This window comes from Streptomyces sp. NPDC090088 (assembly GCF_044747345.1).
Lineage (GTDB): Bacteria > Actinomycetota > Actinomycetes > Streptomycetales > Streptomycetaceae > Streptomyces.
Window position 1 is genome coordinate 1,500,838 of sequence record NZ_JBIVDZ010000002.1, and the last position, 24,242, is coordinate 1,525,079.

Here is a 24,242-nt window from a genome sequence, read left to right on the forward strand (position 1 = left end):
CCCGCTCAGACTCATTGGTGGTGAGGACTTGGTCTGGAGACTGGAAGACGGCATGGAGCTCAAGGATGTGCTGGCCGACTGGCTCGACGATGACGTCGCGGCGTTCCGGCTCGGTGTCTTCATGGGTGTCTTTCCGCGTGACCAGAAGTTCTCCTCGGTGAAGCGGATGTTCTGGATCGACGGATATCCCCTGGGAGACATGCTGTTGGAAATTCTCGACCGGATGGCGCGGGCCGGAGTGCTGCTCAAGAACGAGGACGATGTGCAGTACAAGTGGAATCCGGCTCCCACCGACCTGTCGTGAAGGCGTAGTCGGCCGCATGGGCCGGGCTCGTCCGCCCGGTCCATGCCAGGCACGGGATTCCGCTCTGCGGGCTCAGCCCTGGACCGCCGCCGGGTCCATCCACATGACCTCCCAGGAGTGGCCGTCGAGGTCGTCGAAGGAGCGGCCGTACATGAAACCGTGGTCCTGGACGTCGTCGTTGGCGGTGCCGCCGGCCGCGACCGCCTTCTCCACCAGCTCGTCGACCTTCTCGCGGCTCTCCGCGCTCAGGCAGATCAGCACCTCGCTGGTCTTGCGGGAGTCGGCGATCTCCTTCTTGGTGAAGTCGGCGTAGCGCTGCTTGCCGAGCAGCATCGCGATGATCGTGTCGCTGATCACGACACAGGAGCAGTCGTCGTTGCTGAACTGCGGGTTGATCGTGTAGCCCAGCTCCGTGAAGAACTTCCGCGACGCGGCGACGTCGTCGGTGGCCAGGTTCACGAAGATCATCTGCTGGTACATGGGGGCCTCTCCCTCGGGTGTGACGTGCTGTTCGGGGGGTTAGACCGGGGGGTGCCGCGAAAGTCATCGGCGGTTGCCGGATTTCTTCGTACGGCCTTTCAGGGGGCGAGCGGCAGTGCGGCGAGGTCGGCGATCAGCAGGGTGAGGGGGCCGAAGAGGGCCAGCAGGGCGCCGGCGCGCAGGGCGGCCGCACCGCGCAGCACCGTGGCCGGGGCGCCCAGCCGGAGCAGGGCCTCGGTGGTGCCGGCGCGGGACTGGCGGGCCTCCACGGCCGCGGTGAGGAGGGTGGCCACCGTGCAGCCGGCGACCACCAGGCCGCCGAGGGCGGTGAGCGGGCCGAAGGCGGGGGCGGCGTCGTCGTAGCCGTAGAGCGTGCCGGCCGCGAAGGCCGCGGAGGCGACCGCGCAGACGACACCGAGGGGGCGGCCGATCCTCGTGGCCTCCGCCATCAGGACGCGGCCGGCGAGGAGGCGGCGGGCGCCGGGGCGGGCGGTCTGCAGGAGCCGGCCGCAGAGGTGGGTGAGACCGGGGGCGGCGAGGACCAGGCCGAGAGCGGTGAGCGACCAGCCGGCCAGGCCGCCGGCGGGGCCCACGACGAGGCCGCCGGGGAGGGTGGTGCGGGGGGTGGCCCCGGTGGTGCCGGCGTAGGACTCGACGGCGAGCCCGGCGGCGAGGACGGCGATGCCCCAGGGGAGGCCGGTGGGGGGCTGGGTGGGTACGGAAGGGGCGGGTACCGGGCCCTCCGCGGTCGCCGGGACGTCCTGTGGGGCGGAGGAGGGGGCGTCCTGCGGGGAAGCCTGGGTGTCCTCGTCGGCCGCGTCGGCGTCGGCGGGACGGGACGGGCGTTTGAAGAGGCGGGCGCCGAAGCGGCCGTAGGCGCCGAAGGTCTCCTCGGGGGTTCCCGTGCCGTACGCGCCGAAGCGGCCGTACGCGCGGCGGCCCGGGTGGGGGAGGTCCCGGGGACGGAGGGCCAGGGCCACGGCGGCGGAGGCGAGTACCGGGGGGACGCCCAGGAGGGTCAGGGCCGCGGGGAGGGGCAGGGACTTGTCCGCCGCCAGGAAGTCCTTGGCCGCGCCGTCGAAGGGCATGCCGGTGAGGTCGCCCCGCAGGTGGAGGAAGACCAGGAGGGCCAGCAGGGAGCCCAGGACGCAGGCGAGGGCCGTGTTCAGGGCGGCGACGGCCATCAGCCGGGCCGGGCCCAGGCCGAAGGCGGAGAGGCCGGGGCGGGGCCTGGTGCCGGGGTCGGTGCGGGCGACGGCGACCGCGAGGTGCACCGTGGCGGCGAGCGGGATCGCGCACCAGGACAGCCGCAGGAGCGCCCCCGTCGGGTTCCCCGGGTGGGCCAGCGCGTAGCCGAGCGCGGACAGCAGCAGGAAGCCCGTGCCGGCGGCCGCCGTCGCCACCAGGAGGCGGCGCAGGTGGACGGCCGGGTGGGCGACGCGGGTCAGACGGAGAGCGAGCACTCGGCCCGGCCTTCCGACTCGGTGACCGGCGGCAGGTGGACGGTGTTCACCCGGCGGCCGTCCAGGAGCGGGATCCGGCGGTCGGCGAGGTCCGCCGTCTCCGCGTCGTGCGTGGCGAGGACGACCGTGATGCCGTGCGAGCGGGCCGCCGTGGTGAGGGTGCGCAGGACGTGCGCGCGGTCCGCGCGGTGCAGGGGGGCCGTCGGCTCGTCCGCGAAGAGGATCGTGGGGGCGGGCGCGAGGGCGCGGGCGATGGCGACGCGCTGGCGTTCGGCCTGCCGGAGTTCGGCCGGGCGGCTGCGGGCCCTGTCGCCCACGTCCAGGCGTTCCAGCCACTCCAGCGCGGCCACCTTGGCCCGGCGGCGGCCGGTGCCGCGCAGCATCAGGGGCAGCGCCGTGTTCTCCCAGACGTTCAGTTCGGGGACGAGCACCGGCGCCGGGTCGATCCAGCCGAAGCGGTCGCGGCGCAGCCGTTCACGGGTGACCGGGCCCATCCGGTGCACGGCCGTGCTGTTGAACCAGACCTCGCCGCCCTGCGCCGGGACCAGACCGGCCAGGCACCTCAGCAGCGTGGTCTTGCCGCTGCCGCGCGGACCGGTGACGGCGAGGATCTCGCCCTCCCGCACACCCAGCGAGATGCCGAGGATGCCCGGCGAGCCGTCCTCGTGGCTGAAGTGCAGGGAGCGTGCCCACAGCACGTCGTTGTCCGGCGGGGCCTCCATGCGCGTACACCTCGGTTCTGATCCGTTTTGCCGTGCCTTCCCACGTCCGGGGGAACGAAGGCAGGGCCGATCGGTCACGTGCACGCTAGGCGGGCGGGCGGGCGGAGCCCGGACAGCACACGGCCCCGGGCCGCCGTTCTCACTCGAACGGACGGCGCCGGGGCCGGTTCAGACAGCTGATCCGATGATCGGAATTCCGATGATCAGAGCTTCGTCCACGCCTCCGTGAGGGTGGCGCGCAGGATCTGCTCGATCTCGTCGAAGGTCTCCTGGTTGGAGATCAGCGGCGGGGCGAGCTGGACGACCGGGTCGCCGCGGTCGTCGGCACGGCAGTACAGGCCGTTCTCGAACAGGGCCTTCGAGAGGAAGCCGTACAGGACGCGCTCGGTCTCCTCGTCGTTGAAGGACTCCTTGGTCGCCTTGTCCTTGACCAGCTCGATGCCGTAGAAGAAGCCGTTCCCGCGGACGTCGCCGACGATCGGCAGGTCGTGCAGCTTCTGCAGGGTGGAGAGGAAGGCACCCTCGTTGTCGAGGACGTGCTGGTTGAGGTTCTCGCGCTCGAACAGGTCGAGGTTGGCGAGGCCGACGGCCGCGGAGACCGGGTGGCCGCCGAAGGTGTAGCCGTGCAGGAAGGTGTTGTCGCCCTTGTAGAACGGCTCGGCGATCTTGTCCGAGACGATGCAGGCACCGATCGGCGAGTAGCCGGACGTCATGCCCTTGGCGCAGGTGATCATGTCCGGGACGTAGCCGAACTTGTCGCAGGCGAACATCGTGCCCAGGCGGCCGAAGGCGCAGATGACCTCGTCCGACACGAGCAGCACGTCGTACTTGTCGCAGATCTCGCGGACCCGCTGGAAGTAGCCGGGCGGGGGCGGGAAGCAGCCGCCCGCGTTCTGGACCGGCTCCAGGAAGACGGCCGCGACCGTGTCCGCGCCCTCGAAGAGGATCTCCTGCTCGATCTGGTCGGCGGCCCAGCGGCCGAAGGCCTCCGGGTCGTCGCCGAAGAGCGGGGCGCGGTAGATGTTGGTGTTCGGCACCTTGTGCGCGCCGGGGACCAGCGGCTCGAAGGGGGCCTTCAGGCCCGGCAGGCCGGTGATGGACAGGGCGCCCTGCGGGGTGCCGTGGTAGGCGACCGCGCGGGAGATGACCTTGTACTTGGTCGGCTTGCCCTGCAGCTTGAAGTACTGCTTGGCCAGCTTCCAGGCGGTCTCCACGGCCTCGCCGCCGCCGGTGGTGAAGAAGACCTTGTTCAGGTCGCCCGGCGCGTAGTCGGCGAGGCGCTCGGCCAGCTCGACGGCCTTCGGGTGGGCGTACGACCACACCGGGAAGAAGGCCAGCTCCTGGGCCTGCTTGAAGGCGGTCTCGGCGAGCTCCGTGCGGCCGTGACCGGCCTGGACCACGAACAGACCCGCGAGACCGTCGAGGTAGCGCTTGCCCTTGTCGTCGTAGATGTAGGTGCCCTCACCCCGGACGATGGTCGGGACGGGGGAGTGCTCGTACGAGGACATGCGGGTGAAGTGCATCCACAGGTGGTCGTACGCGGTGCGGCTGAGGTCCTTCTGGGTCACGGTTATCGGGTTCCCCACATGTAGGTCTGCTTCTTCAGCTTCAGATAAACGAAGCTTTCGGTGGAGCGCACGCCGGGCAGCGCCCGGATGCGTTTGTTGATGACGTCCAGCAGGTGGTCGTCGTCCTCGCAGACGATCTCCGCGAGGATGTCGAACGAGCCCGCGGTCATCACCACGTACTCGACTTCCGACATGGCGCTCAGCGCGTCCGCGATCGACTCGACATCGCCCTCGACGTTGATGCCGACCATCGCCTGCCGGCGGAAGCCCACGGTGAGCGGGTCCGTGACGGCGACGATCTGCATGACGCCCTGGTCCAGCAGCTTCTGGACGCGCTGGCGCACGGCCGCCTCGGACAGGCCGACGGCCTTGCCGATCGCGGCGTACGGCCGGCGGCCGTCCTCCTGGAGCTGCTGAATGATGGCGAGGGAGACGGCATCCAGCTGGGGGGTGCCGTTCCTGGACTCGCGGGACGAGTCCCTCTGGTCTGCGCTTCGACTGGCCACGACCTCACTGTGCACGACGTCTCGACGGTTCCGCAAGGCCGTATCGATGAAATTCGTTGTTTGAGGTGGCTGGGATTGCGGATTTCGCAGACATGGCGGCCGTGGGGGTGTTGAAAACGTGGGATCGCGGATTAGTGTGGGTGTCTCAGTCAATGGACACCCGAACTTGGAGGGCCGGCAGTGAGCACCGAGCTGCGTCGTCTGCGCAATTACATCGACGGTGAGTTCCGGGACGCCGCCGACGGGCGGACCACCGAGGTGGTCAACCCCGCCACCGGTGAGGCGTACGCGACCGCGCCGCTGTCCGGCGAGGCCGACGTCGACGCGGCGATGGCGGCCGCGGCCGCGGCCTTCCCGGGCTGGCGCGACACCACTCCGTCGGAGCGCCAGAAGGCCCTGCTGAAGATCGCGGACGCGTTCGAGGAGCGGGCCGAGGAACTCATCGCGGCGGAGGTGGAGAACACCGGCAAGCCGACCGGGCTCACCCGCTCCGAGGAGATCCCGCCGATGGTCGACCAGATCCGGTTCTTCGCCGGTGCGGCCCGGATGCTGGAGGGCCGCTCGGCCGGCGAGTACATGGAGGGGATGACCTCCATCGTCCGCCGCGAGCCGGTCGGTGTCTGCGCGCAGGTCGCGCCCTGGAACTACCCGATGATGATGGCCGTGTGGAAGTTCGCGCCGGCGATCGCGGCGGGCAACACGGTGGTCCTGAAGCCGTCGGACACGACTCCGGCGTCGACCGTCCTGATGGCCGAGATCCTCGGCGGGATCCTGCCCAAGGGTGTCTTCAACGTCGTCACGGGCGACCGTGACACCGGCCGCCTGATGGTCGAGCACCCGGTCCCGGCGATGGCCTCCATCACCGGCTCCGTGCGGGCCGGCATGCAGGTCGCCGAGTCCGCGTCCAAGGACCTCAAGCGGGTCCACCTGGAGCTGGGCGGCAAGGCGCCGGTCGTCGTCTTCGAGGACACGGACATCGCCAAGGCCGTCGAGGACATCTCCGTGGCCGGCTACTTCAACGCCGGCCAGGACTGTACGGCGGCCACCCGGGTGCTGGTGCAGGAGTCCATCCACGACGAGTTCGTGGCGGCGCTCGCGAAGGCCGCCGCCGAGACGAAGACCGGGCAGCCGGACGACGAGGACGTGCTGTTCGGGCCGCTCAACAACCCCAACCAGCTGAAGCAGGTCTCCGGCTTCATCGAGCGGCTGCCCGCCCACGCCAAGGTCGAGGCCGGTGGCCGGCGGGTCGGTGACAAGGGGTACTTCTACGCGCCGACCGTCGTGTCCGGGCTGAAGCAGGACGACGAGATCATCCAGAACGAGGTCTTCGGGCCGGTCATCACCGTCCAGTCCTTCACGGACGAGGACCAGGCCGTTCAGTGGGCCAACGGCGTCGACTACGCGCTGGCGTCCTCGGTGTGGACCAAGGACCACGGGCGCGCGATGCGGATGTCCAAGAGGCTGGACTTCGGGTGCGTGTGGATCAACACGCACATTCCGCTGGTCGCGGAGATGCCGCACGGCGGGTTCAAGAAGTCGGGGTACGGCAAGGACCTGTCGGGGTACGGGTTCGAGGACTACACGCGGATCAAGCATGTGATGACGTCGCTGGAGGGCTGAGTCCGGCCGCGGGCGCGTGGGCGAGACCAGCCCCGCGCCCCTATAGGTGAGTTGCGCTGCCCGGGGTTGCAAAGCCGCCCCGGGCAGCGCTCTTGCCGTCAGGCCTACCAAGCCGTCAGGCCCGCCTGCGACAGGATCGGCTGATCGAGGCGCTGTTGACGCTGACGCGCAGTCAGCGGGGGCTGGAGCGGAGGGAGTCGGTGGACCTCGCGGAGGTGTCGCCGACAACGCCGTACGGCACGACCTCCCGGAGGGCGGCTGGGCTGTTCCAGCCGTTCGGTCGGCTCGGCGCGGGGGCCGGGTGCGGGCGCACACGCACCCCACGGGAGGACTCACCGTCGAGCCGGCCCTACCGCCGGTGACCGCCGATGTAACCCGGTGTTGACCGGGGCCATCGACAAGGTGTCCGGTCCGCGTCGGGTGGCTCGACGCACCGTCGATTGCCCGATCAACGCCGTCGGCGGCATGCTGCACAGGTGCCCCAGAATCCTCCTCGAACGCCCGCGCTCTCCCGTCGCTCCCTGCTGCGCGCGCTCGGCGGCACCGCCGCGCTGGGCGCGCTGGCCGGCTGCGGGGTGCCCGCCGCCTATGTGAAGGCCGGCGACCGTGCCGTCACCGACCTGTCCGCCCGGGACCACCGGCTGGTCTTCGCGAACTGGCCGCTGTACATCGACGTGGACGACGACAACCCGAACAAGCGGCCCACGCTCGACGCCTTCCAGAAGCGCACCGGGATCTCCGTCGACTACATCGAGGAGATCAACGACAACGACGAGTTCTTCGGCAAGATCAGCCCGGCGCTGATGAACCACCAGTCCACCGGCCGGGACATCATCGTCATCAGCGACTGGATGTGCGCGCGGTTCGTCCGCCTGGGCTGGGTCCAGCAGATGGACCGCGCCCACCAGCCGAACGTCGCGAAGTACCTGGACCCGCTGCTGCGCAACCCCGCCTTCGACCCGGGCCGCCTCCACACCGTGCCCTGGCAGTCGGGCATCACCGGCATCGCCTACAACCGCCGGAAGCTGGGCCGCGAGATCCGGCACGTCAAGGACCTGTGGGCGAGCGACCTCAAGGGCCGGGTGACCCTGCTCTCCGGCCTCGACGAGGCGTTCGCGCTGCTGATGCAGGGCAACGGCGTCGACATCACCCAGTGGACGGCCGACGACTTCTACGCCGTCTGCGACGAGGTGCAGCAGCAGGTCGACCGCGGCCAGATCCGCCGCTTCACCGGCAACGACTACACGAAGGACCTGGTCAGCGGGGACGTCCTGGCCTGCCAGGCGTACTCCGGCGATGTCATCCAGCTCCAGGCCGACAACCCCGACATCCGCTTCCTCGTCCCCGAGGAGGGCGCGGAGCTGTGGTCGGACTCGCTGATGATCCCGGACCGCGCCGCCCACAAGGCCAACGCGGAACGGCTCATCGACTACTACTACGAGCCGGAGGTCGCCGCCGAGCTGGCGGCCTGGGTCAACTACGTCTGCCCCGTCCCGGCCGCCCAGCAGGTCCTCGCCGACTCCAAGGACAAGGACACCGCGGCCCTCGCCGACAACCCCCTCATCTTCCCGAACACGGCCATGCGCGAGCGCCTCGCCATCGCCCGCGACATCACCTCGAAGGAACGGGTGGACTTCGCCAAGCGGTGGAACTCGATCGTGGGGTTGTAGGGGGCGATCATCCGCCGTCTTCCCGGTACTCCGTGCAGGCGTCGGTCAGCCAGGCGGCCAGGTAGGCGGCGAAGGAGGCGCGGACCAGGAGGCGGAGGTCGCAGGGTGTCTCGTCGCGTACCAGGAGGGTGACCGGGGCCTGGGCCAGCAGGGTGGTGAGGCAGGAGCCGGCCGGGGTGACCCTGGGGTCGAGGTCGATGGCGCAGCCCTGGGCCAGCACGGTGCGGACGAGGTCACCGGAGAGGGCCAGCGTCGTACGCTGCGCCGAGACGTCGGTGACGGTGGCGAACGCGTCGCCGACGGCCGAGCGCAGCTGGGCGGAGAGGTCGTTGCGACGGCCCTCCGGGGCGATCAGCAGCCATTCGTCCGGGCCCGTCCACAGCACCTCGACGTCGCCGGACCGCTCGGCGCGCAGGGGGCCGGGCAGGGGGACGCCCAGGCAGGACTCGACGGCCTGGGCCGCGGCGCCGCCCGGCTCCAGGCGGAGGGTGAGGTGGGTCAGGAAGGGCAGCTCCCGTACCTCGATGCCGGCCGGCAACCGGGCCAGGGTGTCCTGCCACTCGGACAGCGGGCTGAAGCGGGCGGGTGTCTCAACCGTCACGGCGAGCTCCCTCCTTGTCGAAGAGCACGGGGTCGGTCACGGTCACCGGGACGGTCCGGCCGTCGAGCGGGACGTAGAGGGTTTCACCGATGCGACGGGTTCCCGAACGCACCAGGGCCAGGGCGAACGTCCGTCGCAGGGCGTCGCTGCGGTAGCTGGAGGTGACGTGGCCCAGCATGGGCACCGGGGGTGCCGGGATGTCGCTGGTGGCGATGATCTGGGCGCCCTCGGGGAGCAGCACGTGCTCGTCGGCCGGGAGCAGGCCGACCAGCTGCTTGCGGTCCTCGCGCCGGTTCTCCGCGCGGGTGAAGGACCGCTTGCCGACGAAGTCCGGCTTCTTCTTCGACACCACCCAGGACATACCGAGGTCCTGCGGGGTGACGGTGCCGTCGGTGTCCTGCCCGATGATCGGGTAGGCCTTCTCGGCGCGCAGCACGTGCATCGTCTCGGTGCCGTACGTCGTGAGGCCGAACTCCTCGCCGGCCGCGCAGAGGGCTTCCCACACCGTGATGCCGTACCAGGCGGGCACGTTGATCTCGTAGGCGAGCTCACCGGAGAAACTGATCCGGCAGACCCGGGCCGCGACCCCGGCGACGGTGGTGTCCTGCCAGGACATGAAGGGGAAGGCGTCGTTGTCGACGGCCAGGTCCGGGGCGACCAGGGCCAGGACGTCGCGGGAGCGGGGGCCGACCAGGGGGATCGTCACCCAGTGTTCGGTGACGGAGGTCAGGTGCACCCGCAGGTCGGGCCACTCCGTCTGGAGCCACTCCTCCATCCACTCCAGGACCTTGGCCGCGTTGCCGGTGGTCGTGGTGAGCAGGAACTCCTGCTCGGCGACCCGGATCACCGTGCCGTCGTCGATCGCCATGCCGTCGACGCCGCACATCACGCCGTAGCGGACCCGGCCCGCCTTGAGGGTGCTCATCAGGTTCGTGTAGAGCCGGTCCAGCAGCACGCCGGCGTCCGGGCCCCGCACATCGATCTTGCCGAGGGTGGAGCCGTCCATCATCGCGACGCCGGTGCGGGCGGCCCGGCACTCGCGCAGCACGGCCTCCTCCATGGTCTCCCCGGCCCGCGGGTAGTACCAGGGGCGCTTCCACTGGCCGACGTTCTCGAACAGGGCGCCGTGCGCGACGTGCCAGGGGTGGATCGCCGTCACCCGGACCGGGTCGAAGAGCTCGCCGCGGTTGCGGCCCGCGAGGGCGGCGAAGGAGACCGGCACGGCCGGCGGGCGGTAGCGGGTGGTGCCGAGGTCGGCGACGTCCACGCCCAGCGCCTCGGCGACGATGCCCGAGGTCATCACGCCCGAGGTACGGCCCTGGTCGTGGGCGGTGCCGATGGTGGTGTACCGCTTGACGTGCTCGACCGAGCGCAGGCCCGCCCCGGTCGCCCGCAGCACGTCGGAGACGGCCGCGTCGCGCTGCAGGTCGACGAACTGGAGCGCGCCGTCCTGGTCGTCGTGACGGTCCTGGGGGCTCGGCACCCGCCAGAGCACCCGGGCGGGCGCACCGTCCGGGAGCGGCGCGGTGGCCGGCAGGGCGACCTCCGGGGCCGTCCTGCCGAGCGCCGACAGGGCCTGCCGGGCCGCGTCCACGCCGTCCGCGAGGCAGCCGGAGAGGGTGAAGGTGCCCCCGGCCGCCCCCGCCGTGCGGACGGCACCGGGCGTGTCGGCGGGCACGAAGGCGCCGATCCCGGCGTCGTAGCGCAGGGTGCCGCGGGCCTGGCTGAACAGGGCGACCGCCGGGTTCCAGCCGCCGGAGACCAGCAGCAGGTCGCAGTCGACGCCGTGCCGCTCGCCGAGCCGGCCCTCGCCGAAGGGCGCGACATGGGCGCGGGTGACGCGTTCGATGCCGCTGGTGCCGGTGACGACCTGGCCCGCGCGGATGCCGATGCCGCGTTCGGCGCAGGCGGTCCGCCAGTGCTCCGGCACCTGTTCGCGTACGTCGACCACCGCGGCGATCCGCACACCCGCGTCGGCCAGTTCGAGCGCTGCCGGGTAGGCGCTGTCGTTCGTGGTGAAGACGACGGCCCGTGAACCGGGCAGGACGCCGAAGCGGTTGAGGTAGGTGCGGGCCGAGCCGGCCAGCATGATCCCGGGCCGGTCGTTGTTGTCGAAGGCGACCGGACGCTCGTAGGCGCCGGTGGCGTACACGACCTGCCGGGAGCGGATCCGCCAGATCCGCTGCCGGGAGACGTGGGCGGGTGCCGCCGCGCCGAGGTGGTCGGTGCGCTTCTCCAGGGCGAGGACGAGTCCGTCGTCGTAGTGGCCGAAGGCGGTGGTGCGCGGCAGGATCCGTACGTCGGCGTGGCCGGCGAGCTCCGCGAGGACGGAGCCGGCCCATTCACTCGCCGGTGCGCCGTCGATCAGTTCCTGGGTGCCGAGCAACGAACCGCCCGGCTGCGGGAGTTCGTCCACGAGGATGACCCGGGCGCCGGTCCGGGCGGCGGCCAGGGTGGCGGCCAGTCCCGCCGGGCCCGCGCCGACGACCAGGAGGTCGCAGTGGGCGTGCAGGGTGTCGTAGCGGGCGGTGTCCGGCTCGGTGCTCAGCCTGCCCTGGCCGGACAGGCCCCGGGCGACCAGGCCGTCGTACAGCTCGACGGTGGTGGCGGTGAGCATCGGCTCGGGGAAGGGGAACTCGATCTGGACGAGCGCGTTGGGTTCCTCGGCACCGGCGGCCAGGATCCCGCGCGGGCGGCCGTGCTTGATGCTGTGGGCCACGTGGTGGACGCCGTTGGCGAGCAGGGCCGAGGCGAGGGTGTCGCCGGGGTGGCCGGTGTAGGCGGTGCCGTCGAAGGTGAAGGAGAGGGCGGTGGCGCGGTCGACGTGGCCGTGGCCGGGGGCGCGGAAGGGGGTGTTCATCGGGTGGCCTCCTGGTCCTTCGCCCCGGGCACGGACACGGAGAGGAACTCGTGGGTGACGGTGTCGCGCACGGCGTTGAACCAGCGGCGGCAGCCGGCCGCGTGGACCCAGCGTTCGGCGAACGGGCCCTTGGGGTTGTCGCGGAAGAAGACGTACTGGGCCCACTGTTCGTCGTCGAGGGCGTAGGGGTCCTCGGGGTAGGCGACGTGCGCCTGGCCGCCGTAGTGGAACTCGATCTCCTCGCGGTCGCCGCACCAGGGGCAGGTGATGAGCTGCATGCCGGTACTCCTCGCTCAGTGGGCCACGGCGGCGGCGCCGTGCTCGTCGACCAGGGCACCGGTGGTGAAGCGGTCGAGGGTGAAGGGCGCGTTGTAGGGGTGGGGTGTGCCGGTGGCGACGGTGTGCGCGAAGCACCAGCCGACGCCCGGGGTGGCCTTGAAACCGCCGGTGCCCCAGCCGCAGTTGAGGTAGAGGCCCTCGACCGGTGTCAGGCCGACGATGGGGGAGGCGTCCGGGGTGGTGTCGACGATGCCGGCCCAGGTGCGCAGCAGGTGGGCGCGGGCGAAGACGGGGAACAGCTCCAGGGCGGCGGCCATCTGGCGCTCCAGGATGTGGAAGGCGCCGCGCTGGCCGTAGCCGTTGTAGCTGTCGATGCCGGCGCCCATCACCAGCTCGCCCTTGTGCGCCTGGGAGACGTACACGTGCACGGCGTTCGACATCACCACGGTCGGGTGGACGGGTTCGAGGAGCTCCGAGACCAGCGCCTGCAGCGGGTGGCTCTGCAGCGGCAGCCGCAGCCCGGCCATGGACGCGAGCACGGAGGAGTGCCCGGCCGCCGCGAGCGCGACCTTCCCGGCGGCGATGGGGCCGCGCGTGGTCCGCACGCCGCGCACCCGGCCGTCGGCGATGTCGAGGCCGGTGACCTCGCAGTCCTGGATCAGGTCGATGCCGTACGCGTCGGCCCTGCGGGCGAAACCCCAGGCCACGTAGTCGTGCTTGGCGATGCCGGCGCGCGGCTGGTAGGTCGCGCCGAGCACCGGATAGCGCACGTCCGGCGAGATGTTGACGATCGGGCAGACCTTGGCGACGTCCTCCGGCTCCAGCCACTCGGCGTCGATGCCGTTGAGCTGGTTGGCGTAGACCCGGCGCTTGCTGTCGCGGATGTCCTGGAGGGTGTGGGCCAGGTTGAGCACACCGCGCTGGCTGAAGAGGATCGGGTAGTCGAGGTCCTCTTCGAGGGTCTCCCAGAGCTTGAGGGAGTGCTCGTAGATGCCGGAGCTCTCGTCCCAGAGGTAGTTGGAGCGGATGATCGTGGTGTTGCGGGCCATGTTGCCGCCCGCGAGCCAGCCCTTCTCCAGCACGGCGATGTCGGTGATGCCGTGGTTCTTCGCCAGGTAGTAGGCGGTGGCCAGGCCGTGCCCGCCGCCGCCGACGATCACGACGTCGTACGACCGCTTGGGGTCGGGGTTGCGCCACAGGAACTCGGGGTGGTCGGGGAGGACGTCGCCGGGCGTGGCGGGGGCGGTGTCGGGTGCGTGCGTCACCGGGCGGCCTCCTCGGCCATGAGCTGCGGGGCGGTGGGGTAGAGCGGGAAGCGGTCGGTGAGGAGCTGGACGCGGCGGCGCAGTCCGGCGGCGACCCGGTCGTCGAAGCCGGGCAGGAAGGCCGTGGCGACGATGTCGGCGACCTCGGTGAACTCCTCCCTGCCGAAGCCGCGGGCGGCCAGGGCGGGGGTGCCGATACGGACCCCGGAGCTGACCATCGGCGGGCGCGGGTCGAAGGGGACGGCGTTGCGGTTGACGGTGATGCCGACCTGGTGCAGCCGGTCCTCGGCCTGCCTGCCGTCGAGTTCGGAGTGGCGCAGGTCGACCAGGACCAGGTGGACGTCGGTGCCGCCGGTCAGCACGCTCACCCCGGCCGCCCTCGTGTCCTCGGCCAGCAGTCGCTCCGCCAGGATCGCCGCCCCTTCCAGGGTGCGGGCCTGCCGCTCCGCGAACTCCGGCCGCGCTGCCATCCGGAACGCCACGGCCTTCGCCGCGACGACGTGTTCGAGGGGGCCGCCCTGCTGGCCCGGGAAGACCGACGAGTTGATCTTCTTGGCGAGTTCGGCGGTGGACAGGATCACTCCGCCGCGGGGACCGCCGAGCGTCTTGTGGGTGGTCGTGGTCACCACGTGCGCGTGCGGTACGGGGGAGGGGTGCAGTCCGGCCGCGACCAGGCCCGCGAAGTGCGCCATGTCGACCATCAGGTAGGCGTCGACCTCGTCGGCGATCCGGCGGAACTCCGCGAAGTCCAGGTGGCGGGGGTAGGCCGACCAGCCGGCCACGATCAGCTTCGGCCGGTGCTCGTGGGCGAGCTTGCGGACCTGGGCCATGTCGATGCGGTGGTCGTCCTCGCCGACCTGGTAGGCCGCCACCTTGTACAGGCGGCCGGAGAAGTTGAGCCGCATGCCGTGGGTGAGGTGGCCGCCGTGCGCCAGGTCCAGGCCGAGGATCGTGTCGCCGGGCTGCAGCAGGGCGGCCATGACGGCCGCGTTGGCCTGGGCGCCGGAGTGCGGCTGCACGTTCGCGGCCTCGGCTCCGAACAGCGCCTTGATGCGGTCGATCGCGATCTGCTCGATGACGTCGACGTGCTCGCAGCCGCCGTAGTAGCGGCGGCCGGGATAGCCCTCGGCGTACTTGTTGGTCAGGACCGAGCCCTGGGCCTGCATGACCGCGAGCGGTGCGAAGTTCTCGCTCGCGATCATCTCCAGCGTGCCGCGCTGCCGGGCCAGTTCCGCGTCGATCGCCGTGGCGATCTCGGGGTCGAAGTCGTCGAGCCGGGCGCTGAGCACCGCGGAGCGGGCCGCTTGCTGGTCGGGGGCGTGGGCAGTCATGAGAACTCCCTGAGGACCTGAAGACCGAAGACCTGAAGACCGAAGACCTGAAGACCGAAGACCTGGGGACCGACTGGAAGGTGACTGATATATCAACCTGCTGTTGCGATACGCTAAGAGGACGGATCGGCCCGCGTCAAGGGAGGGCTTGGTGTGACTTCGTCGTCCGTCACCGGTCAAGGTGCTGGTCAAGGTGCTGGTCAGGGCGAGGGAACGCTGGCCGACCAGGCCTATCGCGCCATCTCGGACCGTCTGGTGACCCTCCGGATCCGCCCCGGGGAGCCCATCAACGACGAGCGGATCGCCACCGAGCTCGGCTTCGGGCGCACCCCCGTCCGCGAGGCCCTCAAGCGCCTCGAACACGAGCGCCTGATCGTCGCCTACCCCCGGCGCGGGACCTTCGCCACCGAGGTGCAGATCGCCGACCTCGGGCACATCTCCGAGGTCCGCCGCCGGCTGGAGCCCCTCGCCGCGGGCCTGGCGGCACAGCGGGCCGGCGCGGCCGACCGCGCCGCCCTCGACCGGCTGCTGGCCCGGCTGGCGGACGTCTCCGACTCAGGCACCGACCTGATCCGGCTCGACATGACCCTGCACCGCGCCATCTACGCCGCGACCCGCAATCCCTACCTCGAAGACACCCTGATCAGGTACGACAACCTCGCCACCCGCATCTGGTGCCTGTTCCTCGACCGGCTCCCGGGCCTCGCGGGCCATGTGCACGAGCACGGCCCCCTGCTGCGCGCCGTCATCGAGGGCGACGCGGAGAAGGCCGCTGCCCTGGCCCAGGGGCATGTGGAGGGGTTCGAGGCGGCCGTGCGGAGCGTCATCTGAGCCGCGGCGCGCGTGCCGCCGGCGGCAGCCTCGCCGGTACGACGGCCTTCGGCCGGCCGGTCCGCGTCAGTTCGCCGCCGCGCCCCGCGGCTCCCCAGGCCGCAGCCGGGGCCTGCCCGCCAGCGTGGTCCACAGGTAGGGGGCCACGTCGTCCTCGGAGAGCTGGGCGATCATGTAGCGGACACAGCGTTCGATCTTGACCCGCCACAGCCGCGCCGCCTCGTTCCCGTCCGCGTCACGCAACGCGTCGTGGACGGCCGTGTCCTCGCTCGCGATGGTGTCGCAGGCCTGGCTGTAGTTCATGTCCAGGACCGTGACGAACATCCGCAGCCGGGCCGTGAGGCGCTCGAAGGTGTGGGCGGCCTGGGGAAGGTCCGCGATCCGGGCGAGGGCGTCCTGGTAGCGGAGGTCGACCTCCCGGATGCGCAGGTGGTCGTTGTCGCGGGCCGCCGCGTGCACCTCCGCCAGGGCGGCCGAGGCCGGCGCGAGGTTCTCACGGCCCAGCATGGCGATGCGGCGCATCAGCAGGGCACCGAGGCTCGCGCGCAGGGCATAGAGGTCGAGGACGTCCTTCGCGGTGATGTCGGGGATCGCGGTCGCACCGCCCGGCAGCAGATCGAGCATGCCCTCCTCGGCCAACGCCCGCAGGCCCGCGCGGACGACCCGGCGGGAGAGGCCGAGGCCGTGTGCGAGCGGAGCCTCCCGGACGCGGTCGCCCGGCCGGCAGCCGGTCGTCAGGAGGGCCTCGCGCAGCAGCCCGATGACGGGATCGGAGGTGACGGGCGCGCCCGGCGCGGCGTCGAGCGCGGTGATCCGCGCCGCTTCGGGCGGGCCGGGCGGGACGAGTGAGCGGGTGTCCGGGGTGTTCGAGTCATTGTCGGGGCCGCAGATGGCCGGGATGACGTACGACGGACGCGGTGGGGCGACACGGGTGAAGGGCGCCGCGGACGGGGTCCAGGTGGTGGACCAGGTCAGCAGGGCGTCGCGCAGCCGGGGCGTACGGGACGCCGGCTCGCGGGGGAGCCGGTCGTCGGCGGCGAGGAAGCGGTGCGCCTCCTCGGTCCACGCCTCCGAACCGGGCGCATGGTGCCAGCGCCCGGAGCCGTCCGGCCGACCGGCGGCACCGGACAGCCCGTGGGCCAGCAGGTGCACGCTCGTCCCGGCACCCACGGCCGACGTCACCTGTTCCACGAACGCCCGCAGCCCGGGTACCTCCCCGAGGTGCCGCTCGCCCCGCAGCGCCGCGAAGGCGCAGACCACGGCCAGGACATGGGCCGCGTCCCGGTCCTGCCCGAACAGCCGGCCGGCCACGGGCACCGCCGGGCCGCGCGCGGACGGACCCCGCCCGGACCGGGCCGTCACGGCGAGCACGCACACCGGGGGCGCCGTGAACAGCCCCACCGCCTCCTCGGCGCGGTCCGGCAGGGACCACGCCCGGCGCGGGCCGACCTGCACACGCGCCCCCGGCTGGGCACGGTAGGTCCGCCAGATCCGGCTCACCGTGCTCTGGCTCAGACCGGTCTCGGCCGCCATCGAACGGGTCGACCAGCCCCGTGCGGCACCGGGCGGCGGCGGGGTGAGGGTACGGACGAGGACGTGCGCCACCGTGTCGTCGTCGGCCGCCGGCGGGCGTCCCGGCCGGGGTTGCTCGTCCAGGCCGGCCAGCCGCTCGGCGAGGAAACGGCCGCGCCACTTGCCGACCATGTCGCGGGAGACGCCGAGGTGTTCGGCCACGGCGGTGCTGGTGGCCCCGCCCGCACAGGCCAGCACGATGCGGGCGCGCAGGGCCCGCGCCTGTGAGCAGGAGCGACTGCGGGTCCACAGCAGGAGTGCGGCCCGTTCGTCCTCGGTGAGGACCACGGCGTCACGGGGGCGGCCGGCCATGCGGCAACCGTAGCCGAACTTCTGACTCGGAAGTACCCCCGAACCCCCGCGGAGGCGGGGCCATTGTTGGCCCGCCACGGCCTTCACATACTTCGAGGCAACCCGGTGGCCATGCCGCCGGCGTCCCCCGGAAACCGAGAATTCGCCTCGCCACCACGACTCCGGCCGCCCGTCCGTACGCAGGACGGGCCGAAGGACGCAGTACCGGCCCGGCCGGCCCGCGCCGGCCTCCCCCGCAGGGCGGTACCAGCGCACCTGGAGTCGTGGTCCTCCCCGCAAGCCATCGATCCCCGCCTGGACCGGGCGTACCTTCGAACAGGTACGCCCGGGTATCGCTCCCGGAGGCCGTGATGACAGAAATCGCAGGAAACAAGGTGGACGACGCGCCCCTGTCGCGCTTCCACAAGAAACTGGCGCTGTACTCCTCCGGGGGGCCGTTCCTCGACGGCTATGTGCTGAGCATCATCGGCGTCGCCATGGTGCAGATCACCCCGCGACTGCAGCTGTCCAGCTCCGCCCAGGGCCTGATCGGCGCGTCGGCGCTCATCGGCATCTTCCTCGGCGCCTTCGCCGGCGGGTACCTGACGGACAGGTTCGGCCGGCAGGTCCTCTACACCATCGACCTGGTCGCCATCATCGTCTGTTCCGTGGCCCAGTTCTGGGCCGACGACCCGGTGTGGCTGTTCGTGCTGCGGCTGCTGATCGGCATGGCCGTGGGAGCCGACTACCCGATCGCGACCTCGCTGCTGGCCGAGTTCACGCCCCGGCGCTACCGGGGTCCGCTGCTGGGCGGTCTGGTCGTCATGTGGTTCGTGGGTGCCGCCGTCGCGTACATCGTCGGCGAGCTGCTGCTGAAGACGGGCGACGACGGGTGGCGGTGGATGCTCGCGAGCGCCGCGCTGCCGGCCACGGTCATCGTGCTGCTGCGCCTGGGCACGCCCGAGTCCCCGCGCTGGCTGGCGAACAAGGGCCGGACCGAGGAGGCCGAGGACGTCCTGCGGAAGGTCTACGGTCCTGACGCGTCGATCGCCGACCTGCCGGAGGAGGAAGAGCGCGAGAACGTCGACCTCAAGGCGATCCTGCGCTCCGGCTACGGCGGGCGGATGCTGTACATCTCCGTGTTCTGGACCTGTTCCATCGTGCCGCTGTTCGCCGTCTACGCCTTCGGCCCGGCCATCCTCGGCGCGCTGCACCTCGAAGGCTCGCTCGCCAACGTCGGCTCGGCCCTGATCACCGTCATGTTCCTGGTCGGCTGTGTGATCGCGCTGTTCTTCGTGAACCGGGTGGGCCGCCGCCCGCTGGTCATCCACAGCTTCGTCTGGTCGGGCCTGGCGCTGCTGCTGCTCGGGATCTTCCCGGACGCGCCCGCCGCCGTGATCATGGTGCTGTTCGCCGCCTACGCGGTCGTCATCGGCGGCACCCAGATCCTGCAGTGGGTCTACCCGAACGAGCTGTTCCCGACCGAGGTACGCGGATCCGCGGTCGGTCTGGCCTCCTCCGCCAGCCGGATCGGTGCCGCCGTCGGCACCTACCTGGTCCCCATGGCCCTGACCGGCTGGGGCATCGGCGGCACCATGATCGCGGCCGCCGCCATCAACGCCGTCGGCGCCGCGGTCTCCGTCCTGTGGGCGCCCGAGACCCGCGGCATGGCCCTGCACGAGGCCGCCGCCCTGTCATCCACGCCGGCGGAGCCGGTCGGCCGTCCCGCCGCCGTCTGACCGCCACCGGCGGGGCCCCACGAGTGGGGCCCCGCCGGGCAGCCGAGCCCTCTCCCCCTTTTGAACGCGCAGGAGGTTTTCCATGAAGGACGTGGTCATCGTCGGTGGTGGCATCGCGGGTCTGGCCGCCGGCTGGCGGCTGCGGCACTGGGACACCCTGCTGCTGGAGTCCGAGGGCCGGGTGGGCGGCCGTATCCGCTCGGAGCGCCGCGGCCCGTACTGGCTGAACTGGGGCGGACACGTCTACGCCGGCGGCGACTCCGCGACCGGCTGGCTGCTCGACAACACCGGCGTCGACTCGGTCCCGGTGCCCGGCTCGCTGGCGGGTCTGGCGATGAACGGCAAGCTGCTGCTCAAGGGCCGCGTGGAGACGTACCCCTTCCGCATCCCCATGTCCATGGCAGCACGGGTCGGCATGGTCACGGCGGGCGCCAAGGTCGCGCTGCGGGTGGCGCGTTACGCGCGGATCGTGCGGCGGCGGCGCGACGAGACCCCCGCCCAGCACCAGCAGCGGATCTACGACTTCATGAACGACCGCTCCTTCAAGGACTTCATCGGCGACCTCCCCGAGGACGCCGAGGCCCTCTTCAAGCCGACGGTGACCCGCTCCTCCGCCGACATCGACCAGCTCTCGGCCGGCGCCGGCGTCGGCTACTTCAGCCTGGTGTGGAACATCGGCGGCGGTCTCTCGCAGAGCATCCTGGGCGGTCCGTCCACCCTGACCGAGTCCATCGCCGCGGCCCTGTCCGACCGGGTGCGGCTGAACGCGACCGTCGACGAGATCGTCCAGAAGGACGCCTCGGTCGTGGTCCGTTACCGGCAGGACGGCGTCGAGCGGGAGACCGAGGCCCGCTACGTGGTCCTGGCCACCCCGGCGACCGTCAGCCACCGGATCGCCGTCGACCTGGACCGGGACGTCCGCGAGGCCCTCTCGAAGATCGTCTACGGCCCCTATGTCAGCGCCGCCTTCCTCTCCGACGAGAGCGGCCGTCAGGTCTGGGACGACGCCTACGGCATCGCCGCCCCCAAGCGCTCCTTCAACGTCGCGCTGAACATGTCCAACGTCGTCCACGGCTACGCACGGGAACGGCGGCCGGGCAGCAGCATCATGACCTTCTCGCCCGGCAGCCTCGCCCGCGAACTGCTGGAGCACGACGACGACACCGTCCGCCGGATCTACCTGGACGACCTGGATCAGGTCCTGCCCGGCTTCGCCGGCCACGTCGTGGAGGCCGAGGTCCAGCGCTGGCCCACCGGCGCCCCGTACTGCTTCCCCGGCCGCGGAAAGCTCCAGCAGACCCTGACCCGCCGCAGCGGCCGGGTGTTCCTGGCCGGCGACTACCTCGGCACCCTCTACACCGAGACCGCCATCCAGACCGGCCTCTCCGCCGCGCACGAGGTCCGCAGCCTCCTCGCCACCGGCCGGCAGACCGCCGCGCGCGACCTGGCTCCGGCGCGCAGCGCGTCGTAGACCCACCGCCTCTCCTTTCTTCACCGCCCCGTTCTCCACCGTCTCTCCTTCCTCCACCGCCCCCTTCTCTCCCCCCCCCCCCCCGAAACCGAGGAGATCCCAGAAATGTCGGCACAGCTCAGCGGTGTCCTGACCGCACTCGCCTCCCCCTTCGCCGCGGACGGGCGGCTCGACGAGAAGGTGCTGCGCCGCCTGGTCGACCGCAGCATCGACGGCGGGGTCGACGGCGTGGTCGCCTGCGGCTCCACCGGGGAGTTCGCCGCGCTCACCGGTGACGAGCGGCGCCTGCTCGTCGAGACCGTCGTCGACCAGGCCGCCGGACGCGTCCCCGTCGTCGCCCAGACCGGCGCGGTGAGCACCAGGGAAGCGGTCGGACTGTCCCGGCACGCGGAGGCCGCCGGCGCCGCCGTCCTCATGGTCGTCACCCCGTACTACGAGCCGCTGACCATGGACGAGACCCTGCACTACCTGCGCACGGTCGCCGACGCCGTACAGATCCCGGTCATGCTCTACAACCTGCCGGGTGCCACCGGCGTCAACCTCGACCCCGACACCGTCGGACGGCTCGCCCGCGAGGTCGAGAACATCCGGTACATCAAGGACACCAGCGCCGACATGGCCCAGGCCGGACGGCTCATCCACCATCACGGCGACGTCATCTCGACGTTCGTCGGCTGGGACAGCCTCCTCCTCCAGGCGCTCACCGAAGGCGCGGCCGGTGTCATGGCCGGGACCGCGAACGTGATGCCGGCCGAGCTCGTCTCGGTCCACCGCGCCCTGCTCGCCGGCGACCTCGACCGGGCCCGGGCCGAGTGGGCGCGGCTCTACCCGCTGATGGACGCGATCATGTCCGCCCCGTTCATCCAGGCGGTCAAGGTGGCGCTGAACGCGGCCGGGGTCCCGGTCGGCGGCCCCCGCGAACCGCTGCTCGGCCTCGACGCCGCCACGACGGCCAGGATCTCCTCCCTGGTCGGGTCGACGCTGCCGCACCCGTCCGCCGCGCACTGACGAACCGCACGACAGCCACCGCGTTTCCGGCCGTACGACACGAGGAGCCACCGCTCATGACCACTGCCGCCGACCCCACGCCGGCCACCGTCCGGCGCGCCGCCGACCCGTCCCCCCTGATCGGCGCCGCCGATCTGCCCCCGGCCCGGCACTTCGTCGACGGGACCTTCGTCGAGCCGTCGACCGACCGGGTCATCGACGTGGTCGACCCGAGCACCGAGGACGTCATCGCCCGGGTGCCCGAGGGAACCGCCGAGGACGTCGACCGGGCGGTGGCCGCCGCGCTGGCGGCCGCGGGCCCGTGGGCACGGCGGCTCCCCAGGGAGCGCTCCGAGCTGCTGCACGCCGTCGCCGACCGGCTCGCCGGGAACACCGAGTTGCTGGCGCGGCTGGAGTCGGCGAACACCGGCAAGCCGCTCGCGGTCTCGACGGACGACGTCGGCCAGGCGGTCGACACCTTCCGGTTCATGGCGGGCGCGGTGCGCGCGGCCACGTCCCTGGCCGCCGGCGAGTACGCCGAGAACCACCTGTCGGTCATCCTGCGCGAACCGCTCGGCGTGATCGGTGTGATCACCCCCTGGAACTACCCCCTCCTCATGGCGGCCTGGAAGATCGCCCCCGTCCTCGCCGCCGGCAACACCCTGGTCCTGAAGCCGTCCGAGCAGACTCCGCTGACCACCCTGAAGTTCGCCGAACTCGTCGCCGACCTGCTGCCGGCCGGTGTGCTGAACGTGGTGAACGGCTACGGCGCGACGGTCGGTGCCCGGCTCGCCGAGCACCCGGACGTCGACATGATCGCCCTGACCGGTTCGGTCGGCAGCGGCCGTGCCGTGGCCCGCGCCGCCGCCGACACCCTCAAGCGCGTCCACCTCGAACTCGGCGGCAAGGCCCCGGTGATCGTCTTCGAGGACGCCGACCTCACGGCCGCCGCGTCCGCGCTGCGCGTCGCCGGTTTCTGGAACTCGGGCCAGGAGTGCGGCGCCGCCTGCCGCGTCCTCGTCCATGAGTCGGTCGCGGGTGAGTTCATCGAGCGACTCGTCGGCGAGGTACGGGCGTTGGTCGTCGGCGAGCCTGCCGCCGGAGCGGACGTCGAGGTCGGCCCGATGGTGTCGAAGGCCCACTTCGACCGGGTCACCGGATTCCTGGAACGGGCGAAGAAGGAGGGGTTGCGGGCGGCGACCGGCGGCGGGGCCCTGGACGGGCCCGGTCACTTCGTGGCCCCGACCGTCCTGGTCGACGTCCCCGAAGGGACCGAGGCGGCCCGCGAGGAGATCTTCGGCCCGGTCGTCACGGTGGAGACCTTCACCGACGAGGACGAAGCGGTCCGCCGCGCCAACGACGTCCCGCTCGGCCTCTCGGCGTCCGTATGGACCGAGAACGCCCGCCGCAGCCACGACATCGCCGCCCGCCTCGACTTCGGCACCGTCTGGGTCAACTCCCACCTCGTCCTCGCCAGCGAAGTCCCCTGGGGCGGCTTCAAGGGCTCCGGCTACGGCCGCGACCTGTCGATCTACGCCCTCGACGACTACACGCGCACCAAGCACGTGATGCACCACCACGGCCGCTGAGCCGCCGAGCCGCGCCGGTGGGGCCGCCGGGTGGCCGTTGACGAGGGGGGATGGCAAGACACCATCGCGGTATTGATGCAGCCGAGTGTTGTCACGGCGGTGCTCAGGCGCCCGGCGCGGGAGCCCCTTCCGGTGCGGGCGCCGTCTGTGAGGCGTGGTCGGCGAAGCGCCGGGCGGCCGGCGGGAGGGTGCGGGAGGCGAGGCGGGCGATGCCGATGTCGCGGGCGGCCCGGACGTCGGTGAGGCTGAGGTAGCGGATGGGCAGGTCCGGGTTGGTCTCCGGGGCCGCCGCGGCCTCCGGCGCGGCCGGGATCAGGGAGACGCCGAGGCCGGCCGCGACCAGGCCGCGCAGGGTCTCCACCTCCTCGCCCTCGAAGCCGACGAGCGGACTGAAACCGGCCTGGTGGCACAGGGTCTCGGTGACGCTGCGCAGGCCGTAGCCGGGCTTCAGCACGATGAACTGCTCGGCGGACACCTCGGCCAGCCGGATCCGCCGGCGCTGCGCGAGCCGGTGCCGGGCCGGGACGGCGAGCCAGAGGGGCTCGACCAGGAGCCGGCGCCAGGTGATGAGCGGGTGGCCGGGGTCCTTGCCGGTGATGATCAGGTCCGCCGTGGCGTCCAGGAGGTGCTGGGCGAGACCGTTCTCGTCCGCCTGGTGCAGTTCGAACCGGACGGCGGGGAACCGCTGCCGGAAACCCGTGACCAGCTCCGGCACCAGCCAGGTGCCCAGGGTGTGCAGAAAGGCCAGCGACACCACACCCGTGTCGGGGTCGACGACCTCGGCCACGGCCCGCCGGCCCCGGTCGTAACCGTCGAGCACCGAGTCGACGTACTCCTTGAACACCCGCCCGGCCGGCGTCGGTCGCAGCACCCGCCCCACCCGCTGGAACAACTCCGCCCCGACCTCCGCCTCCAGCCGGTTCAGGGCCCGGGACAGCGCCGGCTGCGTGATGTGCGCCGCCGCCGCGGCCTCGGTGACGGTCACCCCTTCGGCCACGGCCTGGAAGGAGCGCAGCACGTGAAGATCCATGTACCCATTCTCCCGTGGCATCGGACGGGGTGGAGTCAGGTGCTGGAGGCATGGGCGAACGCG

General features: G+C 71.8%; 18 protein-coding genes and 1 pseudogene. 8 read left to right on the plus strand and 11 right to left on the minus strand.

Translation table 11 applies throughout. The features are described from left to right. The first annotated feature begins 52 nt into the window (after window positions 1-52). Window positions 53-304 (plus strand): hypothetical protein, encoded by a 252-nt coding sequence (locus tag ACIPSJ_RS15500; RefSeq protein WP_359215970.1) that lies wholly within the window; start codon window positions 53-55, stop codon window positions 302-304. Window positions 305-376: 72 nt separating this feature from the next. On the opposite strand, the gene ACIPSJ_RS15505 is transcribed toward ACIPSJ_RS15500, so the two are convergent. From ACIPSJ_RS15505 to ACIPSJ_RS15525, 5 genes are all read right to left on the minus strand, one after another. Further along, window positions 377-784 (minus strand): VOC family protein, encoded by a 408-nt coding sequence (locus ACIPSJ_RS15505; protein ID WP_355720471.1) that lies wholly within the window; start codon window positions 782-784, stop codon window positions 377-379. A gap of 98 nt (window positions 785-882) precedes the next feature. Continuing rightward, window positions 883-2,247 (minus strand): hypothetical protein, encoded by a 1,365-nt coding sequence (locus ACIPSJ_RS15510; protein WP_401346066.1) that lies wholly within the window; start codon window positions 2,245-2,247, stop codon window positions 883-885. Beyond that, window positions 2,229-2,969 carry an ATP-binding cassette domain-containing protein gene (locus ACIPSJ_RS15515; RefSeq protein ID WP_359215977.1) on the minus strand — a complete coding sequence of 247 codons (741 nt, stop codon included), beginning with the start codon at window positions 2,967-2,969 and terminating at the stop codon, window positions 2,229-2,231. Before ACIPSJ_RS15515 ends, ACIPSJ_RS15510 begins: the two co-directional genes overlap by 19 nt. A gap of 203 nt (window positions 2,970-3,172) precedes the next feature. Continuing rightward, window positions 3,173-4,555, minus strand: coding sequence for an aspartate aminotransferase family protein (locus ACIPSJ_RS15520; protein WP_355720480.1), 1,383 nt, complete (start codon window positions 4,553-4,555; stop codon window positions 3,173-3,175). Then, window positions 4,540-5,058 carry an Lrp/AsnC family transcriptional regulator gene (locus ACIPSJ_RS15525; protein WP_351485096.1) on the minus strand — a complete coding sequence of 173 codons (519 nt, stop codon included), beginning with the start codon at window positions 5,056-5,058 and terminating at the stop codon, window positions 4,540-4,542. Before ACIPSJ_RS15525 ends, ACIPSJ_RS15520 begins: the two co-directional genes overlap by 16 nt. A gap of 165 nt (window positions 5,059-5,223) precedes the next feature. Between ACIPSJ_RS15525 and ACIPSJ_RS15530 the strand changes: the two genes are divergently transcribed. Together ACIPSJ_RS15530 and ACIPSJ_RS15535 are read left to right on the plus strand one after the other, a co-directional pair. Then, entirely contained in the window at window positions 5,224-6,663 is a 1,440-nt protein-coding gene (locus tag ACIPSJ_RS15530) for a gamma-aminobutyraldehyde dehydrogenase (RefSeq protein WP_359215982.1), read from the plus strand. Window positions 6,664-7,139: 476 nt separating this feature from the next. Beyond that, window positions 7,140-8,333 carry an extracellular solute-binding protein gene (locus tag ACIPSJ_RS15535; RefSeq protein ID WP_359215985.1) on the plus strand — a complete coding sequence of 398 codons (1,194 nt, stop codon included), beginning with the start codon at window positions 7,140-7,142 and terminating at the stop codon, window positions 8,331-8,333. A 7-nt stretch (window positions 8,334-8,340) separates the two neighbouring features. On the opposite strand, the gene ACIPSJ_RS15540 is transcribed toward ACIPSJ_RS15535, so the two are convergent. The 4 genes and pseudogenes from ACIPSJ_RS15540 to glyA all read right to left on the minus strand — a co-directional run bounded on the left by ACIPSJ_RS15540 (window position 8,341) and on the right by glyA (window position 14,669). After that, entirely contained in the window at window positions 8,341-8,934 is a 594-nt protein-coding gene (locus ACIPSJ_RS15540; protein WP_401346070.1) for a sarcosine oxidase subunit gamma, read from the minus strand. Next, window positions 8,924-12,072, minus strand: a pseudogene (locus tag ACIPSJ_RS15545) (sarcosine oxidase subunit delta family protein). The gene ACIPSJ_RS15540 and the pseudogene ACIPSJ_RS15545 overlap by 11 nt, the downstream one beginning before the upstream one ends. Before the next feature lie 15 nt (window positions 12,073-12,087). Further along, complete coding sequence (locus ACIPSJ_RS15550) at window positions 12,088-13,338, minus strand: sarcosine oxidase subunit beta family protein (protein ID WP_359215990.1); 1,251 nt, start codon at window positions 13,336-13,338, stop codon at window positions 12,088-12,090. Further along, window positions 13,335-14,669, minus strand: coding sequence for a serine hydroxymethyltransferase (gene glyA / locus ACIPSJ_RS15555; RefSeq protein WP_401346073.1), 1,335 nt, complete (start codon window positions 14,667-14,669; stop codon window positions 13,335-13,337). Before glyA ends, ACIPSJ_RS15550 begins: the two co-directional genes overlap by 4 nt. A 153-nt stretch (window positions 14,670-14,822) precedes the next feature. On the opposite strand from glyA, the gene ACIPSJ_RS15560 reads away from it, so the two are divergent. Further along, on the plus strand, window positions 14,823-15,500 hold the full coding sequence (locus tag ACIPSJ_RS15560; protein WP_401346075.1) for a GntR family transcriptional regulator: 678 nt from the start codon (window positions 14,823-14,825) through the stop codon (window positions 15,498-15,500). Window positions 15,501-15,566: 66 nt separating this feature from the next. Here ACIPSJ_RS15560 and ACIPSJ_RS15565 read toward each other — a convergent pair whose 3' ends face one another. After that, a complete protein-coding gene (locus tag ACIPSJ_RS15565) occupies window positions 15,567-17,384 on the minus strand; it encodes a helix-turn-helix domain-containing protein (RefSeq protein WP_401346078.1) in 1,818 nt (605 codons plus the stop codon). Window positions 17,385-17,734: 350 nt separating this feature from the next. Between ACIPSJ_RS15565 and ACIPSJ_RS15570 the strand changes: the two genes are divergently transcribed. The 4 genes from ACIPSJ_RS15570 to ACIPSJ_RS15585 all read left to right on the plus strand — a co-directional run bounded on the left by ACIPSJ_RS15570 (window position 17,735) and on the right by ACIPSJ_RS15585 (window position 23,149). After that, on the plus strand, window positions 17,735-19,102 hold the full coding sequence (locus tag ACIPSJ_RS15570; protein ID WP_401346080.1) for an MFS transporter: 1,368 nt from the start codon (window positions 17,735-17,737) through the stop codon (window positions 19,100-19,102). A gap of 82 nt (window positions 19,103-19,184) precedes the next feature. Further along, window positions 19,185-20,573, plus strand: coding sequence for an NAD(P)/FAD-dependent oxidoreductase (locus tag ACIPSJ_RS15575; RefSeq protein ID WP_359216003.1), 1,389 nt, complete (start codon window positions 19,185-19,187; stop codon window positions 20,571-20,573). Window positions 20,574-20,678: 105 nt separating this feature from the next. Then, window positions 20,679-21,581 (plus strand): 4-hydroxy-tetrahydrodipicolinate synthase, encoded by a 903-nt coding sequence (gene dapA, locus ACIPSJ_RS15580; protein ID WP_401346083.1) that lies wholly within the window; start codon window positions 20,679-20,681, stop codon window positions 21,579-21,581. Window positions 21,582-21,637: 56 nt separating this feature from the next. After that, window positions 21,638-23,149, plus strand: coding sequence for an aminobutyraldehyde dehydrogenase (locus ACIPSJ_RS15585; RefSeq protein WP_401346086.1), 1,512 nt, complete (start codon window positions 21,638-21,640; stop codon window positions 23,147-23,149). Between the two features lie 103 nt (window positions 23,150-23,252). Here the strand turns inward: ACIPSJ_RS15585 and ACIPSJ_RS15590 are convergent, their stop codons facing one another. Next, a complete protein-coding gene (locus tag ACIPSJ_RS15590) occupies window positions 23,253-24,179 on the minus strand; it encodes a LysR substrate-binding domain-containing protein (RefSeq protein ID WP_401346088.1) in 927 nt (308 codons plus the stop codon). Window positions 24,180-24,242 lie beyond the last annotated feature (63 nt).

Excerpts from the sequence above, each read along its gene's own strand:
- ACIPSJ_RS15500 (WP_359215970.1), top strand. The coding sequence starts at position 53 with ATGGAGCTCAAGGATGTGCTGGCCGACTGGCTCGACGATGACGTCGCG.
- ACIPSJ_RS15505 (WP_355720471.1), bottom strand. The coding sequence starts at position 784 with ATGTACCAGCAGATGATCTTCGTGAACCTGGCCACCGACGACGTCGCC.
- ACIPSJ_RS15515 (WP_359215977.1), bottom strand. The coding sequence starts at position 2,969 with ATGGAGGCCCCGCCGGACAACGACGTGCTGTGGGCACGCTCCCTGCAC.
- glyA (WP_401346073.1), bottom strand. The coding sequence starts at position 14,669 with ATGACTGCCCACGCCCCCGACCAGCAAGCGGCCCGCTCCGCGGTGCTC.
- ACIPSJ_RS15565 (WP_401346078.1), bottom strand. The coding sequence starts at position 17,384 with ATGGCCGGCCGCCCCCGTGACGCCGTGGTCCTCACCGAGGACGAACGG.
- ACIPSJ_RS15570 (WP_401346080.1), top strand. The coding sequence starts at position 17,735 with ATGACAGAAATCGCAGGAAACAAGGTGGACGACGCGCCCCTGTCGCGC.
- ACIPSJ_RS15575 (WP_359216003.1), top strand. The coding sequence starts at position 19,185 with ATGAAGGACGTGGTCATCGTCGGTGGTGGCATCGCGGGTCTGGCCGCC.
- dapA (WP_401346083.1), top strand. The coding sequence starts at position 20,679 with ATGTCGGCACAGCTCAGCGGTGTCCTGACCGCACTCGCCTCCCCCTTC.
- ACIPSJ_RS15585 (WP_401346086.1), top strand. The coding sequence starts at position 21,638 with ATGACCACTGCCGCCGACCCCACGCCGGCCACCGTCCGGCGCGCCGCC.
- ACIPSJ_RS15590 (WP_401346088.1), bottom strand. The coding sequence starts at position 24,179 with ATGGATCTTCACGTGCTGCGCTCCTTCCAGGCCGTGGCCGAAGGGGTG.